Source organism: Asticcacaulis sp. DW145 (assembly GCF_037101385.1).
GTDB lineage: Bacteria > Pseudomonadota > Alphaproteobacteria > Caulobacterales > Caulobacteraceae > Asticcacaulis > Asticcacaulis currens.
Window position 1 is genome coordinate 145,912 of record NZ_AP029024.1, and the last position, 16,706, is coordinate 162,617.

The window sequence follows — 16,706 nt, forward strand, 5'->3', positions numbered from 1 at the left end:
GCCTCAGAAATCAATGGCCCTGAATTTCCGCGAGCCTGAGATTTACTAAAGCCTCACTTAAGGGGGTGAGCTTCGGTCCGTCGGTCCATAAAAGCGCGGCCTCAACCGTCTTGTCCGGATAGATCTGACGCAAAAGGGCGACGTAACCGGCCATCTGACGCTGATAATCAGCGGCTGCCTCTTCGGCGCTATCCGGAGCGGGACGGTTCGATTTGTAATCGATCACTAAAACGCGCTCATCCCCGACCACCAGCCGGTCGATACGTCCGGACATAAAGATCGCTTCGCCGCGTGCATTGATCCCGACCTGCCCGGCAAGAGCGACCTCTGGCCTCGAGTGGGGTCCGAAGGCGTCGGCAAAGCGCGCATCGGTCAGGACTGCCATGACAGACTGGCGGATCTCTTCGCGCTGAGGATCATCAAGATCCGGCTGACGCTTCAGCCAGCGTGTGGCCACATCGTCGCGCTCAGCCACGGGCAGAGCGGGCAGGATTTCAAACAGTTTATGAATTTTCAGTCCGCGGCCAAATCGTCCCTGTCCCTTCTGTAGCGCCAGCGGCGAAGGCGCGCGGTCCTCGGCGGAGCGGTCTTCGTCGCTCAGTTGCGACACCGCGCGCCACACCACATCCGCTTCCGGATCGGGCGTCGGCGCTGCGGTGACAAAAGCAGGTAAATCGGTCTTTGCCTGCAAAGCCTGCGCCTGTGCGGGCATTAAAGGCGCGCGTTTACCAAACAGAACGACCTCGGTCGTTTTCGTGGGTTCCTGATCTTTGGGGGTTCCGAATTCGACGATCATGCCAAGCGCCTCGGCGCTTACATCTTCGCCTGGTAGACGCCTAAACCCGGCTTCAGCCAGATCGTACCAGTCAGGGAAGGGGCCATGAGTGGCCCGGCTGCCGCGATAGCCGCATAGGGTCAGACGGTCGCGTGCCCGTGTCAGCGCCACATAGAACAGCCGCAACCCCTCCTTGGCTTCGCGCAAACTGCGCGCGGCCTTCAACGCGCTGACGGATTGCGGATCGCCGTCTTTGCCTCGGGCCGACAAGACGAGATCGCCCTCATCAGACATTAGGAGCAAATCGTCATTACGAGTCGATTTAAAACCGGGTGCCATCGGCAAAATAACCCACGGCGCTTCTAAGCCCTTGGAGCCATGGACCGTCATGACCCGCACACGGTCGCCGCCCTCCTCCTGTTCACGCTTGATTTCTGAGGCATTGAATTCGCAAAGGTTGAGGAAGTCGATCAGACCGATCGCACCCACTCCTTCGCCCTTAAGGGCCAGATTCAACGTCTCATCCAGCACGTCTTCGCATTCAACACCAAGGCGTGTGACGAAACGCTGGCGCTGGGTGCGCCCCTGAGCATCGCGGCGATTAAGTACCAGCCCTAGAAAATCGAACGCTGTGCGCTGTGGGGCTTCGGCGAGCGCCCAGCCTATGAAGTTCTGGGCCTCTGAAAATCGCGAATTGTCCTCAGCCAGGCGGTTCAGGGCCTGCCAAAGGTTGGCCTTTTCGATTCGCGTGAGTGCAAAGAGGTCGTCTTCACTCAGGTCGCATAGGGGGCTTCGCAGGACGGAGGCCAGGGACAGGCTATCGCCCGCTTGCAAACACACGCGCATAAGGGCGCGCAGATCCTGAAAAGCAATATGGTCCGACAGCTTAAGACGGTCAGCCCCGGAGACCGGGACACCTGCCTGTTTAAGCTCGCGGATCACATGCTCGAACAAAGCGTCTCGCTTGCGCACCAGGACGAGGACATCGCCGGCATGCATCGGGCGCGGTTCGCGTGACGCTTTGTCTATGACGCTGCGCCCCTGTCTGATTTCCTGCGCAATATGAAAGGCCAGTTGCTGGGCCAAGCGCTTTGCCGGGGCGGCGCCTGAGGCGTCAACCGGGGCAATCTCGTCATCGTCCTCTTCGTTAAGGTCAGGCACCGGCAGGGGATAGACAGGTGGCCATAACTCCACCGTCGCAGGCCGTTCGCTTCGGCGCGCGTCATGGATGATGGGAACGGCCGTGAAGTTGAGCGCTTCGGAAAGGTCCGGGGCATCAAAGGCGCTATCGACGAAACCCAGAACCTCCGGGAGGGAGCGCCAGCTTTGGACCAGTTGTGGCACTTCAAATCGCTTTTTGGCTGCCTCCGCAAGTTTTTGGTAGTGACGGCGCATGCCAAGGAAAAGGTCAGGCTTGGCCCCCTGGAACCCGTAGATAGATTGCTTTTCATCGCCAACAGCAAAGACGGTGCGATCAGTACGCCCGGAAAGTACAGATGAGCCTGCGCCGGAGAAAAAGTCACCGGTCAGGGCCTTAACGATATCCCACTGGTCCGCGGACGTGTCTTGTCCTTCATCCACCAGCACATGCTCAAGACCGCCATCCATCTTAAACAGCACCCACTGCGACATTGAGGCGCCCGACAGGAGACGCTTGGCGCGGCTGATCAGATCCTGAAAGTCGAGTGCGCCGGTGCGGCGCTTCAGATCCTGATAGATGGCGCTGAAATCTTCAAACAGTCGCAGTGTGTAGAGGGTGTTGAGCGCGGTTTCGGCGGCTTTGCGCTTTTCAACCGCATCGGCCAGCGGTTCGCGCCAGCGTTCCAAAGCTTCGCGGTCGGCCGGGTGGCTCTTGACTGAACACACCTCTTTGCGCGGCTCGCCCTTAGCCGTGTAAAAAAGGTTATAAATTTCTTCAAAATCAAATGGTTCGGCGTTTCTACGCGCCTCAGAAAGGCGCAGCAGGGTTTCCGACAGGCTCTGATTGCCCTTGGTATTGATGGTGGCCAGTGACCGCGCCATTTCCGGCATAAGGTCCCAGTTCAGCCCCTCGGCGAACGCGTCGACCACCTGTTCTGGCGTCATAGGCGGATCGAGGTTGAGACGTTTAAACACATGGGCGCTGAAGGACCGATCATATTGTTCGGCTTCGGCCAGAACGCTATCGAGCGCTTCGCGGATACGATCGTGCTGATAGATGAACTGCGACAGGAGTTGCTCAAACTTCTGGGCTTTCAGCGTGCGGATCAGATGATCACGGTGTGCGCCTTCGGGCAGAGTCAGGAGACCTTCAAGCGCCTTTTGCGCCAGATCACGCGCGATCAGATCGTCTAGCACCTGAAATGAGGGGCTTAAACCCGCCTCCAGTGGAAACCGCCGCAGAAGTTTTTCGCAAAAGGCATGTATGGTCTGGATCTTAAGGCCCCCGGGGGTCTCCAGCGCCTTGGCAAACAGAGCCCGGGCCTTGGCGAGGTCATCGGGATTTTCGTCGATCTTGCGGAGCTCTTCGGCCAGGGCATCGTCTTCGGCCACGGCCCAGCCGCCCAGTCGCTCATAAAGGCGGCCCTGCATTTCGGCGGCAGCGGCCTTGGTATAGGTAACGCACAAAATATGCTCGGGCCTTGCGCCTCGCAACAGAAGGCGCGCCACGCGATTGACAAGCGTTGAGGTTTTTCCCGAGCCCGCATTAGCAGTGAGAAAGCACGAGACTTCCGGGTCGGCGGCGGCGTTTTGCGGGTTCATTCACCCTCCTCGGTCGCAGGGTCCGCGTCACGGTCGCCCAGGACGTGCCATTCATAGAGGCGTGCCAGCTGGTCGTAATCGCCACCGCGCTCCAGCCGATATTGTGGAGCGCGCCAGGACAGATAGCCCTGTTTTGGATCTTCGTATTGCATAAGGCGGGTTTTAAGCCGCTTCAGAGCGCGTTCAGCCATCTCATCCGCACTCAGCGGGTTTTTTTTGTCGAAAACCACCCGAGGCTTAACGACATCCTGTCCTAACCGTACGTAGATAAGCTCCCTAAGACCCTTTTCACGATGCAAGGCCTCAAACCCGCCAAAGGTGCCGTATTTCAATATGGCAGCCGTGAGGGTGAGCTGCGGGTAGAAGCCTGCGATCACCGCCTTAGGCGAGGGGGGTTGACCCGTTTTGAAGTCAATTACGTCCACACCGCGCTCGTGTATCTCTACCCGATCAGCCTTGGCGGTCAACGTGAACGCGCCCCGCGGCAAGTCAATCGTCAGGCTGCCGGACTGTTCGATCAAAAGACGTGGACGCCCCACGCGCCGCTCGGTTTCAAAGGCCACATATTCGCGTGCAAGCAAAGAAAACAGCGGGCGTTGCAGGGCCAGTTGCGCCTCGCTGAGATTTTCAGCGCGCAATTGCGCCTCTAACAGATCGCAAAAGGCCTTTATCCCGGCTTCGCCCAGCGGCATATCGTCGGCAGCGAAGGCTTCGGCAACGGCGTGTATGGCCGTGCCACGGCGCAAGGCTTCAAACGGTTCATTGGGCCGATCAAGCGGTTTAAGGCGCAACACATAACGGGCATAGACCGCGTACGGGTCACGTTCCAGCATCTCAACCTGGGTCACCGGCAGTTGCAGTGGGCGGGCTTCAACCGGGGGGGCGGGTTGTGGCCGGGTCGCTGGCTTGAGAGCTTCCGGAACTAAAGATAAAGGGCCATCCATGCGTCTGGCCCAATCGAGCCAATGGGGCTGGGTTGGCAGATGTTCTCCGGCACCGGTCGTCAGGGTTTCCAGTCGCCACAGCCAGCGCGATTTGACCTGCGGCTCGCCTTCCCGGCGCTGACGCGTTACCATCCAAACCTCTGGCTGGCTGGCGCCTTGTACAAAGTCGTGCGCCGACAGGCCGGTGCGACGTTCAGGTGACGGCAGACCGAGCGCCTTTCGCATGGGGCGGGAGAGAAAAGGATCTATCTCCGCAGCCTGCGGCCACACCCCTTCCTCCAGGCCAGCGAGGATCAACCGGTCAGCCGAAAACATGCGTGCTTCAATGGCGCCCAACACTGTCAAACGCGGATGGGTGTAGCCACCGGTGCGCACCGTGCAGGTGCGCAATGCGCGCCTTAAGATGTCGACGAAGACCTGATCATCCTCAACTCTGAAATCGCGCCCCTCGGTGATGAGATCAGCTAACAGCGCTGAAGCGGCGGCCCCGGCTGCACCGCTCCACAAGGCCTCACCCTCGTGTGTGCCTAAGGCTTCGGCCCACTGAGTGAGGGCACGCACATAATCGGACAGGTCTGTCTTTTGAGTGGTCCAGATAGTGTGCGTTTGGATATAGTCTTGCCACAGTGCAGCGGCTTCAAAGGCCTCTGCCTTGGTAAGACGGCTCAGAACCTCGTCGGCATCTCGCGGTTTGGCACCACGCAAGCCTTTGATTTCCAGAGTATTTATTTCTCTTTTTTCGGCGAAGCGAGACAGTGGATGTTTCAGTAAAGACAGAAGTCTCACCGCGTCGAAGGGTTCCAGAACGAGATCAAGCAGACTGTGCAGGAAGCGTCCGACCGGACTATGGATGAGGGCGTCCCCCGCTGAAGAGTCGGGCCTTAGTCCCCAACGCGACAGACGCGCCGTCACCCGCCGTGACAGGGTGATATCAGGCGTAACAAGGGCGGCGGTCTGGCCGGGTCGTTCCAGAGCCTCGCGCATCAAAAGCGCAATGACGGCGGCGACCTCTTCATCATTGCGGCCCTCAATGTGGGTCAGCCCGCTTAAGCCATCCCGGATGGCGTCTTCAGATCCGGCCTTTAGGGCGGCGATCTGGGTGCGCCAGTCCTTAGTCGCTTCGGCAGGGCGTAGCGCCTCATTGAGCACCCGTCGGCGCGCATGGCGGGCGCGATCTGATTCAATGGACGCAGGCCAGGTTCTCACATCCTGGCGAGTGACGCGATGCCGGTCGAGCAGGGACTTCATGGCGCCCTGAGGATGTGAATCACCCACCTGTTCCCAGACCTCTTCAGCCAGTGACAGGTCAAGGCCGGGGAGAACGACTGCGCCTTGCTCGAACCTCGAAACAAGTCCCATTAATCGGGCAGTGGCAGGGGTTGTGCCGGTGGTGCCGGCCACGATAACAGGATGTGTCGGCGGGGTCTTTTCCCATTGGTCGCCCAGGCGATGGATCAGCGTTACGAGCCTCTGGCTCGGATCCATCATGTCGAGCTCCGCCAGACGTTTGGGCCACAGATCAACAGCAATCGCCAGAAACCGTGCCGACACCTGCCAGTGTTCGGCCAGGGCCCCTAGCCCTTCGTGTAACAGATCCGGGTCATGGACAAGACGGTCCAGTCTCTCAGAGGCATCGACCTCTTCCAGTGCCAGGGAATCAAAAAATTTCGCTAATGAATCAGCGAGTTCTAACGCGGTCCGAGCGTTGAGGGCGACATCACTTTCGTAGTGCGCCTTGATAAGTTTCGCAAGCTCAAAGCGGCGCCGCGTGGACGAAAGCGCGGGCGGGAGGTCAAGGCCCAGATGCTCAAGATCAAAGGGGGGTTCACCCTCTTCAAGATCACCCAGAGCACGCACCTGAGGCAGAAGGAGTGCTTTGGCGCGGCACTGGTCCGTAAAGGCGTGCGCCATTTGGCGCGCCCCGCGGCGGGTGGGGGTGAGGATGAGCGCGTGTGGTAGCTCTTCGCCGAGTGCTTCACAAAGGCCTCTTGCCAGATCGTCCAGAAACGGCCGTCCCGACGCAATGGAGTACCAGCGTGGAGCGGGCGTGACAAAGAGGTTGCGGCTTTTCATGTCCGTTTTAATCGCGCTTGCGCGGCATCAAGAGCGGCGGGGTCACCGACATGCATCCAGTCGCCCTGCATCCGCGCCCCAAATAGCCGGCCGGCTGTCGCCTTCTGACGCCAGATAGGCGTGAGCGAAAAAGCCTCCTCAGCGACCTCAGCCACGATGTCAGGATGGGTGATGTGCACGCCCATGTAGTTGAAAGGGGCCGACATAGCCTGACCACGGAAGCTTAAGCGCTGATCATCAGCCAGGAAGAAGTCGCCGGCCCCGTCAAAGCCACTGGAACGGTTCATATCGGCAAGGAGAAGGAGGGCATCCATGTTTTGCGGCTGCCACTGGACAAGCATGTCGGCAATAGCACGATCCTGGTTCTCATCCTCAATCCACACACTGTCAATATTAGCGACCAAGACCGGATCATCGCTCAGGAGCGGACGTGCTTTTTTAAGTCCGCCGCCGGTTTCCAGAAGCTTCTCGCGTTCATCGGAAATGATGATCTCGACATCGCTGCGGCTTTTAAGGTGAGCCTCCAGCCGGTCGGCGAAATAGTGGACATTGACCACAAAGCGTTCGACACCCGCGCTTTTCAGCCGGTCGATCATATGGTCGATCAGGGTGCGCCCCCCCACTTCGACCAGTGCCTTGGGCCGGTCATCGGTCAGCGGCCGCATCCGCGTGCCCAGCCCTGCGGCTAACACCATTGCGGTTTTAATCTGTGTCATGCGATGCGATTCCCCAGACCGTGGGCCATAAACCAGTTCCGCACCCCCGCCAGTGCGGGTGCCGTGAGATTACGCCCCAGATGTCGCCACATGCGCGGCATGAAGGCCTCATAGCGGGGCTTTTTATCGCGCGTCACCAAACGGGAGAAGACACCCAGAATACGCGCCTGATTGAGCGCCGCCAGCGCCGTGTAGAGCCGCATAAAGGCTTCGCGGTTCTGTTCGGGGCGCAGGCTGAAATAGTGGTCGAGACAAAGCGCCTCCACCTCAGGTGACACATCGCGGCGCGCGTCCTGCAACAGCGAATGCAGGTCCCAGGCCGGATGCGCCTTAAGGCAGTCCTGAAAATCAATCAGGCCGACGCGCGCCACGCCCTCACGATCCCCCAGCCACAAGAGGTTCTCGGCGTGGTAATCGCGGTGGATGAAGACGCTGGCTCCGGCCTCGGCTTCGGCGCGCAAGGGGGCCCACAGCCCGTCCCAATCGGCGCGCGCCTGTTCGGAAAAGCGCAAGCCGGGATCATACTGCGGCAGCCATTCCAGAAATAGGTCTGCCCCGGTTTTCAGCGCCAGCGCGTCATAGGTGAGCAGTGGCCAGTCGCCGACAGTGGAGGGGGGCGAAACCTCATGTAGCCTGGCCAGGACAGACACCGCCGAAAGGTACAAGGGCGCTTCATGTTCGCCCTCTTCAATCAGACGGGCGAAAAGCGCATTGCCCAGGTCTTCATGCAGAATGAGGCCGTTTTCCATGTCGCTTTCGTAGATGGCCGGTGCTGAAAATCCCTGTGCGCGCAGATAGGTGGCGGCCCCCACAAAGGCTGTCAGATTTCCTGCAGACAGACGGGTCTGAGCAAAATAGCCAAGGCGTTGACGTTCCTCTGAATTTGCATCTGGCGGGCAGGGGAGAGCGCCCGTCGGTGGCTGATCCATAAGCATCAGGGTTGTGCCGTCTGTCCGTGTCAGCCGCTCATAACGCCGCGTCGAGGCGTCACCAGGAAGGGGGTGGCGCTTTGCTTCGGTAAGGCCCGCCCGTTGAAGAAAACGAACTCGGAGGTCTTCACGGTCAGTCATGCGAACTTTCAGGCTAAGGTCTTACGAAAGGGGCCGTTCAAGCGTCACGCGTCGGCCCGTATCTTCTTCTTTTAGGCGCACGATCCATGGCGCGTCAAAGGCGAATTGTCCCAACCTCTGGGGCCATTCGATGAGACACAGATGCGTTTCGACTAACTCAAAGAGGCCGATCTCATACACCTCTTCCGGATCTGTCAGGCGGTATAAATCGAAATGCGCCACATCGAGTTCGCGGCCCTCGTAGGTTTGAACGAGCGTGAAGGTCGGCGAGGGCACATCTTCGTCAGGCGTCGTCAGAGACCTGATCAAACCTCGCGCCAGCGTCGATTTTCCGGCCCCAAGATCCCCCAAAAGATAGACAACATCGCCAGATTTAAGCTGTGTGGCAAGCCACGCGCCCCAGTCGGCTGTGGCCGCGTCGTCAGCCAGAAAACAATCATCAGAAAAGCTCATAGGGCAGGCAGGTCCGGATCAAACGGGAGTTGCCGTTCGATATAAGCCTTCAGGCGCTCACACAACAGACCCACTTCGCCCTGAAGCTGTTCGGAAGAGATGACGGGCCCTACCGTCACATCGAAGCGTTTGCCGGCCTTATTCAAGAACTCATGAAACAAGGTGATGTCGCGAAGTTCCTGCGAGAAGCGATTGAAGCTGTGAAACCAAATCGAGTTTGGGCCCGATAGGTGCACGGGGACGAGTGGCGCATCATATTTTTGAGCCAAAGACAAGGCGGTCGTTTGCCAGGCAGGATCGCTGAGTTGTCCGTCCGGGCCTCTCCGCGCCAGACGCCCGGCCGGAAACAGAACGACGCATTTTTCCGCTTCGAATGCGCAACGGGCTGAACTGAGTGTGATGCGGGTCTTTTCCCGAGTGCGCTTTGCTTCCACCCATTCGACTGGGATCAGCACCTCAGAAAAACGCGGATTGACCCGTAGCGCATCAGCATTCGCGAAAAAAATGATATCTGATCTTACACGACGTAGAAGGTCATAGACGGCAATGCCATCAGCGATTCCTGTTGGATGGTTGCAGATAACGACGCAGCGCCCTGTCTTTGGAATGCGCTCACTCCCTCGGGCCTTGAGGACGAGCGATAAGAGTTGTGAGATGTAGTCCAGCGCCTCTGGCCCGGAGAGATCCGCCACAGCCTTAGCCATATCCACGGCCCGCTTGTATCCGAGAAGGCCATAAAGGGCTGGCCGAACCAAAGGCCAGACAATTGAAGAGGCGAAACCTGGGGCGCGTTCGATAATGAGTTCTTCGACAATGTTACGCGGCTTTGGTAGCGCCATTTCGTCTTCCCTCCCCAGTATGCGTGGCTTTCGCGGTGCCCGCATTCTTGCTAAGCCTCACCTTATGACTGCTTCGCATGCCCCGAAACCATCATCCAAAAGTCAGGATTCCCGCCGCTTAAAGGCACGGGGCCCTTATCTCTGGCTGTGGTTTGCGGCCCTCACCGGCATCATATTCGCTCTTGTGGCCTTGTCATGGGGCTGAATCTGTTAACCAAACCCTTAACAGAAGGCGCATAACGCGCGTATAGTCATCGGGTTCGAGAGGGGCTGAGCGCCGGATGACCAGAAAGCACATACTCTACGCTATAATTTTCCTGATCGTGGCCGCTGTGCTGAGTATTGCCGGCTACTGGCTCTACTGGGATAATTTTGTGCGCTGGCAGCCCGTTACGATCACGCAAAAGCAGAAAGATATTCAGGAACTTCTGGAATCGTCGGGCTATGCGGCTTCGGGTAAGGAGGGCCCTGAAATCTGGGTCATCACCTATCGCAATTGCGCCACCTGCAAGGTATGGGAAGATCAGGAGCTCCCGAAGTTTGAGGCGGCCTCTGCCGACATCCGCATCGTGCCCTTTGCCCCGATGGACGTCGAGGGCAAGGTGACGACCACCGCGTCTGAGCGGTCGACCATCGCTGAGATTTGGCTTAACCGTTCCTATCCTCTCTATAAGCAATGGCGGGCGGCAAATGAAGAGGCGTGGCAACCGACCTTCCGTGCTGCCGACGGCGATCTTGCGCGTTCGGCGGTGGTACAGGCGAGCCGTGATTTCATTGCGAAGCTTGAACCGCTGCTGGGCGATAACGGCGTGCAGATCCGATATCCACTGGTCATCTGGCGTGACGGCACCCAACATATCCGCGTCTGCGCCTGCTCGGATGAACGCATGTACCACTATGTGCGCGACGACCTTCACGCGCCGTCAAAGGTTGAGGCCGCTGCTCCTCAGGCTTTAAAAATCGAGGCCACCGCCACGGCTGCCGCTGAAACCGTAGCGAGCGATAGCGCGGCTACCAATTATGGCCCGGACAGCCGCTAATTTTCTAATCTTGCAGGTACGATCAAGTCTGGGTCCGCTTTTTACAAACCGACCCCATAGGATCAAAAGATGACCTGAACCTGTATGGATACACGGGGGGTGATCCTGTAAATAAAAGCGATCCAGCCGGGACTTGCGGTCGTGATAAGACTACCCCGTGCCAGCCTTCTACAGTTCCACCATCCGGGCGAGGCTATCAACCTCCGCCTCCAGTTGACGCCAATTTGGCGTCAGGACAGACGTTTATCATTGGCGCCTCGGCGGGAGCGTCTAGGGGTGTTGCCGAAGGTAGCTTTAGTATGGGCGTGGCTTTCGACACTAAGGGTAACGCCGGAATTATTGTGGAGGGCGCTACGGCGGCAGGGGCGTCTACTCCAGGACCGGGGGTGACTTTGTATGGAACTGCGGCAAACGGCCTTATGAAAGATCAAGCCGGTGCGTTTTCGACTACAAATCTCAAGGGCGGCGTTATTGGAATAACGAGTGCAAGCGGGACGAGCGATGGTAAAATTGTGAATTCCGCAACAGTTTCTATCGGCGACGTGGGTCTTGGTGCGACTAAAGGTGCTAGTTATTCCATAGTCGACGTTGCAACAGGTGGTAAAGCATCGCCTCCGACATCTCCTTGCACCGGTCGTTCTTGTCTGGCCCCAGATGCTATTCCAGCCGTCGTACCCTCGGCAGGTTGCACGGGTCGATCTTGTACAGCTATACAATAGGGGTTCCAAATGCGCGTCAGAATACTTTGGGTTTGCCGTTTTTTGATCGCATGCTTGGGAATCGCCGCGTTGAGTTGGTGGGTGAACATGACTAGATTCTTGAGCGCCAGAGGTATTCTTCAACCTACTTCTGTCTACACGCAGCCGTTCGATAATCACGGGACCACTGTTTATGTGACCGACGTGGAGCATGCTAAAGTCGTGTTTGGCCTCCCGGCAATTTTTCTGACTCTGGTCGCGCTTGAAGCTTTGTCCTCCTTTCTGTTTAAACAAAAGCGCGGATAACGGTTCGAGACTTTACCGCTGTTTACGCATGCTGATGTAATTGGCGTCAGACAAGCTGCCGATCCGCCTGGCCTTAAAATCAGCGATACTGTTCAGCGCAAACCCCAAAGGAGGCGCGTTATGGACTATTTCTGCGGACTGGACGTATCCATCGACACCACAGCGGTCTGCGTCGTCGACGACAAAGGCACCGTGGTGCTGCAAACCTCGGTGGCGACCGACCCCGATACCTTGTGGCGAACGCTCAAACCCTACCTGCCCAAACTCAAGCGGGTCGGTCACGAAGCCGGGGCCTTGTCGCCGTGGCTGCAGCCCGAACTGGTGGCGCGCGGTCTTCCCGCCATCTGTCTGGAAACCCATCATGTGCGGTCCGCCCTGAGGGCTCAGCGTAACAAAACCGACGCCACGGACGCGCTGGGACTGGCCCATATCGTGCGCACCGGCTGGTTCAAAACCGCCTATATCAAGAGCGAGGCCGTTTACCGGGTACGTCTCCTTCTGATCCAGCGTCGTAACCTCAAGCGTAAGTTTCTCGACCTTGAAAACACCATCCGTCATTCGCTCAAGGCCTTCGGTATCCGTCTGGGAGATACCAGCCGGGGCCGCTTCGATGCTGCCGTACGCGAAGCCGTTAAGGCCGACGAAATGACGTCCGAACTCATGGATTCCATGCTGACGGCGCGCGCGGCACTCTGGAATTTCAAATCGCATTCAAAACACACCCCTTTTCGCGTCCAACATAGTCTTCTAAGACACAGACTTTACAACGGGATTGCATTGCTTAAGGGGGCGAGTTGGACGCGAAAATCGACCTTTAGAGGGCCAGAATTGCGCACGAATTTACACCTCGAGAGCGCTCAGGTCTATACGCGCGTCTCCGTCGCCCAGCTTCAGGCGATCCATGCCCGCACGCCTCCGGGAGCCACAAGCCTGCGCACACCGGGTGACGGCCTGCCGCCGCCCGACTTGCAGGGCCTCGACCTGATCCTGTCGGACGACGATGACGACGACCGGGACGGCGTTTGAAAACTCACACTAGGTGTGATAGAAGGTTACATGACATCCCAGCCTCCCTCCGCGCGCATCTACAAGAATGCCTGGTTCGCGAAGTTTGCGCGGAAAGAGAAAATCGAGGACACGACGCTTGTTGAGGCGATCCGAAATGCCGAAACAGGTCTGATCGACGCTGACCTTGGCGGCGGGGTGATCAAGCAGCGCGTGGCACGGCCTGGTGCCGGGAAATCCGGTGGCTTCCGAACCATCATCCTGTTTAAGGCGCAGGATCGAGCCGTGTTCGTTTATGGCTTCGCCAAGAACGACAAGGCCAATCTTGGGCCGGAGGAACTGAAGGAATATCGTCTGGCCGCCGGGTTTGTGCTGGGCCTGACCGAGGCACAGATAGCCGTCCAGGTGGAGACAGGCAAATGGGTAGAGGTGACGAGCGATGACGAAGACCTATAAGAGCGAAGCCTTTGCGGCCCTGCACGAGATGATGGAAGGGCTGCATGATGAGGGTGCAATCGACAAGCGGACAATGCGTCACTTCGATGAGGCCTGCCTGGCACCGGCACCCATGCTGAGCCCGGAGGACATCCGCGCCATCCGCGAGCATGAGCACGTCTCACAGGGTGTGTTTGCTCGGTATCTGAACGTGTCGGCGAACCTGGTATCGGACTGGGAGCGCGGCCAGAAGCGTCCTGGCGGTCCCGCGCTGCGGCTTCTGTCCGTCGTCCGTAAGAACGGCCTCAGCGCCATCGCCTGATATCCGCCCTATCTTCCTCTCAGCCAGCCTGAATCCGGTCTTCCCACGTCCGCCGGTGTGTGCCATCGTGCGTCTGAAGGTCTTTGAAATCTGAAGAAAACCGCCTCAAGGCGATTTTTGGCCAGCGCGTGTATCGCGACGGCGAAAATGCGCCGTAAGCCACGGAAGCAACGCGGGAAATCCATCCCGATACGATCTGCCGCGTCAGAGGTGACAGTTTTTACAAACTGACCCCATCGGTGTCAAATCGCATTCAAAACACACCCCTTTTCGCGTCCAACATAGTCTTCTAAGACGCAGACTTTACAACGGGATTGCATTGCGTGAGGGGGCGAGTTGGACGCGAAAATCAACCTTTAGAGGGCCAGAATTGCGCACGAATTTACAAGTGAAGCTTCACTTTCTCTTTTGAGGGGCAGCTCCGGCGTCCTCATGCCGTATTGCGGCCCCATTGAATAGGCAGCATAAATCCTCATATGTTCTCTGAGCGCCGTTCGGGAGACTCTTCATGCGTGCGACCCTGATTTCACTGGCTCTGTTGTCTGTGCCAGGCGCGGTGGTGGCGCAGGACGTCATCGACCCTAAGCAAAAGCCCAACTTTACCGAGCGCACGGACAAGATGACGCCTGCGCAGCGTGAAGCGGAAATTAAACGAATTTTTTCCGAATTTGACCGTAACCGCGACGGCTTTATCACCGAAGAAGAGGCCCCGCGCCTGCCACATACGGGCAATGACCCCGAGGCGATAAAGGCCGATGCTAAGTTCTTCATCTCGCTCTATGACGACAATGAAGACCATAAGGTGTCGCTAGACGAGTACCGTGCGAAGGCGGCTCTGGCTCTGATCGGGCGGGAAAAAACGACGCAGGCCTCCAAATAAGGACTTTCCTTATCGCCAAAGCCGTGCGGCTGGTCTAAAAACCGTGGCATGAGCGAACAGACGGCCCCTTCCGAAACCCCTAAAATGTCCACCTTCGGCTTCCGCGACGTAGAGGCGAGGGAAAAGGTCAATCTTGTCCACGGCGTTTTCAAAAACGTCGCGGCTAAATATGATCTGATGAATGATGTTATGTCAGTGGGCGTCCATCATCTTTGGAAGGATGCGGCCTGCGCCAAACTAAACCCTCAGCCTGGCGAGGTCATCATCGACTGCGCGGGCGGAACGGGTGATATTGCGCGCCGTCTGTCAAAGCTGGCGCGTGCGGCCAAAGCCCGCAGAGGCGGAAAAGACGCCGAAATCCGCATCATTGACTATAATCAGGCCATGATTGAAGCCGGCATCCAAAAAGGATCTGAACCGGAAATCACGTGGTCGGTAGGTGATGCAATGAACCTCGCGATCGCCGATAATAGCGTTGATGCCTACATCATCTCGTTCGGTATCCGTAACGTCGCTGATGTGCAGGTGGCGTTGAATGAGGCCAAACGGGTTCTGAAGCCTGGTGGGCGCTTCTTCTGTCTGGAGTTCTCGCACCCGACGACCGGTCTCGTTGAAAGCGGCTATGAGTTTTATGCCTTCAACGTCATTCCCTTTATGGGGCAGATGATCGCCAATGACCGCGATTCCTATCAATATCTGGTCGAGAGCATCAAGCGCTTCCCCGACCAGGAGACCTTCCGCGGCATGATGGATAAGGCGGGTTTCCGGCGTACGGGCTATACCAATTTCACGGGCGGGGTGTGCGCCCTGCATTACGGCTGGGCGTAAGTTTTGGCGTCGGTGTTCGCTTCGTTTTTCCGCCTGATCAAGGCCGGGTTCGTCCTGATGCGCGAGGATGTCTTTATCCCGCGCGAACTCAGTTATCAGCTTAATCCGCCGTCGCGTTTCTTTTCCAATGCCTTGCGCTTTTTCTTTGCCCGCCGCGGGCCGCAAGACCGGGTGGGACTGCGCTATGCGCGTGCGTTCGAAAAGCTGGGCCCAGCCTTCATCAAACTTGGCCAGGTCCTCTCAACGCGTGGCGACATCTTCGGCGATCAGTTTATACGCGACCTCAGCCACTTAAAAGATCAGTTACCGCCCTTTGATGCTGCAACCGCGCGGCGTTTGGTTGAAGAGGCTCTGGAAAAGCCGGTCGATGATATCTTCTTTGAATTTGGCGAAGTCATCGGTGCCGCTTCCATCGCGCAGGCGCACCGTGCCATCCTGAAAGACGGACGTCAGGTCGCCGTGAAAATACTGCGGCCCGGCATCGAACAGATTATTGCCGACGATATAGCGATGATGACGCTGGCGGCTAAGATCATCGCTTTCCTGTCGCCTGCCTCCCGGCGTTTAGAACCCGAAGCGTTTGTCGCGACAGTGGCGCAGTCACTCCTTTTGGAGCTCGACCTGCGCCTTGAGGCGTCTGCTGCCGACGAGCTCGGCCAGATTATCAATGCAGAACCCTATATGTCCGCACCCAAAGTGGCATGGCACTATGTGGCTAAGCGCGTTCTGGTTATCGAATGGGCGAAAGGTATTCCTCTCAGCCGGCCTGAGGCGCTTACGCAGCCCGGACTGCAGCCTCAGGCCATGGCCGATAACCTTATCCGCGCTTTCCTGTCTCAGGCCCTGAATCACGGCATGTTCCACGCCGACCTGCACGAGGGCAACCTGTTTGCGCAGGCGCCTGATAAGCTGACGGCGATTGATTTCGGCATCGTCGGGCGGCTTAAGCCCAAAGAACGGCTATATCTCGCCGAAATGCTGTGGGGTTTCCTGCGTCGCAACTATAAGCGGGTGGCTGAGGTGCATTTCGAGGCCGGCTATGTGCCCCGGCACCATGACGTTCAAGCCTTTGCGCAGGCGCTTCGCGCGGTGGGTGAGCCTGTTTTGGGCAGGGCGGCGACGGAGGTTTCGATGGGGCGTTTGCTGACGCAACTTTTCGAGATCACCGCCCAGTTTGATATGCATCTACGGCCCGAACTCGTCCTTTTGCAGAAGACCATGGTTAGCGTCGAGGGCGTTGCGCGTCGTATATATCCCGAACACGATATCTGGGAGGCGGCACGGCCGGTTGTGCGCGACTTTATTCAGTCCGAACTCTCGCCCGTGGCTGAAGCCCGCCGTCTGATCGACAAGCTGGTGCATAAGCTTAAGCTTGATGATGACGATGCCGAAGACCGTGAACGTGAGCGTCGGGCCCTAATCTCGCTGAGGTCGGACCTTCGCCAGAGTCGAACCGTGACGACCCTTGCATTGATTGCTTCGGTACTCGCCTTAGGCGTCACTCTATGGATCGGCCTTTTTCATTTCTGAACGCGGTACATGTGAGCCCTTTGCGCCGAAGGTTTAGAGGCGTCAGTCTC

12 protein-coding genes and 2 pseudogenes are annotated in these 16,706 nt (G+C 58.0%); 8 read left to right on the forward strand and 6 right to left on the reverse strand.

What is annotated here, in order from left to right; all coding sequences use genetic code 11:
• Window positions 1–10: 10 nt before the first annotated feature.
• Genes addA through AACH73_RS00710 form a run of 6 tightly spaced genes read right to left on the reverse strand, consistent with a single transcriptional unit; the run spans window position 11 to window position 9,612 of the window.
• The gene (gene addA, locus AACH73_RS00685) at window positions 11–3,517 is read right to left on the reverse strand and encodes a double-strand break repair helicase AddA (protein WP_338735107.1); all 3,507 of its coding nucleotides are present in this window, start codon (window positions 3,515–3,517) and stop codon (window positions 11–13) included.
• A complete protein-coding gene (locus AACH73_RS00690) occupies window positions 3,514–6,534 on the reverse strand; it encodes a PD-(D/E)XK nuclease family protein (protein ID WP_338735108.1) in 3,021 nt (1,006 codons plus the stop codon). Before AACH73_RS00690 ends, addA begins: the two co-directional genes overlap by 4 nt.
• Entirely contained in the window at window positions 6,531–7,250 is a 720-nt protein-coding gene (murU, locus tag AACH73_RS00695; RefSeq protein ID WP_338735109.1) for an N-acetylmuramate alpha-1-phosphate uridylyltransferase MurU, read from the reverse strand. Before murU ends, AACH73_RS00690 begins: the two co-directional genes overlap by 4 nt.
• Window positions 7,247–8,320 (reverse strand): N-acetylmuramate/N-acetylglucosamine kinase AmgK, encoded by a 1,074-nt coding sequence (gene amgK / locus AACH73_RS00700; protein WP_272739821.1) that lies wholly within the window; start codon window positions 8,318–8,320, stop codon window positions 7,247–7,249. The genes murU and amgK overlap by 4 nt, the downstream gene beginning before the upstream one ends.
• A 21-nt stretch (window positions 8,321–8,341) precedes the next feature.
• Window positions 8,342–8,773, reverse strand: a complete 432-nt coding sequence (gene tsaE / locus AACH73_RS00705; protein WP_272739822.1) for a tRNA (adenosine(37)-N6)-threonylcarbamoyltransferase complex ATPase subunit type 1 TsaE — start codon at window positions 8,771–8,773, stop codon at window positions 8,342–8,344.
• Window positions 8,770–9,612: a 1-acyl-sn-glycerol-3-phosphate acyltransferase gene (locus AACH73_RS00710; RefSeq protein ID WP_272739823.1), complete on the reverse strand. Its 843-nt coding sequence runs from the start codon at window positions 9,610–9,612 to the stop codon at window positions 8,770–8,772. The genes tsaE and AACH73_RS00710 overlap by 4 nt, the downstream gene beginning before the upstream one ends.
• A 281-nt stretch (window positions 9,613–9,893) precedes the next feature.
• Here AACH73_RS00710 and AACH73_RS00715 point away from each other — a divergent pair, with 281 nt between their 5' ends.
• The 8 genes and pseudogenes from AACH73_RS00715 (at window position 9,894) to ubiB (ending at window position 16,656) form a co-directional block, all read left to right on the forward strand.
• A complete protein-coding gene (locus AACH73_RS00715) occupies window positions 9,894–10,652 on the forward strand; it encodes a hypothetical protein (protein ID WP_272739824.1) in 759 nt (252 codons plus the stop codon).
• Window positions 10,653–10,681: 29 nt separating this feature from the next.
• Window positions 10,682–11,371: pseudogene (locus tag AACH73_RS00720) on the forward strand (RHS repeat-associated core domain-containing protein); the annotation flags it as partial.
• A 405-nt stretch (window positions 11,372–11,776) separates the two neighbouring features.
• Window positions 11,777–12,352: pseudogene (locus tag AACH73_RS00725) on the forward strand (transposase); the annotation flags it as partial.
• 360 nt (window positions 12,353–12,712) lie between these two features.
• Window positions 12,713–13,117, forward strand: coding sequence for a type II toxin-antitoxin system RelE/ParE family toxin (locus tag AACH73_RS00730; protein ID WP_272739825.1), 405 nt, complete (start codon window positions 12,713–12,715; stop codon window positions 13,115–13,117).
• Entirely contained in the window at window positions 13,101–13,418 is a 318-nt protein-coding gene (locus tag AACH73_RS00735; RefSeq protein WP_272739826.1) for a DNA-binding transcriptional regulator, read from the forward strand. The genes AACH73_RS00730 and AACH73_RS00735 overlap by 17 nt, the downstream gene beginning before the upstream one ends.
• 508 nt (window positions 13,419–13,926) lie before the next feature.
• Window positions 13,927–14,298 carry an EF-hand domain-containing protein gene (locus AACH73_RS00740; protein ID WP_272739827.1) on the forward strand — a complete coding sequence of 124 codons (372 nt, stop codon included), beginning with the start codon at window positions 13,927–13,929 and terminating at the stop codon, window positions 14,296–14,298.
• Window positions 14,299–14,382: 84 nt separating this feature from the next.
• Window positions 14,383–15,126: a class I SAM-dependent methyltransferase gene (locus tag AACH73_RS00745; protein WP_272740051.1), complete on the forward strand. Its 744-nt coding sequence runs from the start codon at window positions 14,383–14,385 to the stop codon at window positions 15,124–15,126.
• 12 nt (window positions 15,127–15,138) lie between these two features.
• A complete protein-coding gene (gene ubiB, locus AACH73_RS00750) occupies window positions 15,139–16,656 on the forward strand; it encodes a 2-polyprenylphenol 6-hydroxylase (RefSeq protein WP_338735735.1) in 1,518 nt (505 codons plus the stop codon).
• Window positions 16,657–16,706: the final 50 nt, after the last annotated feature.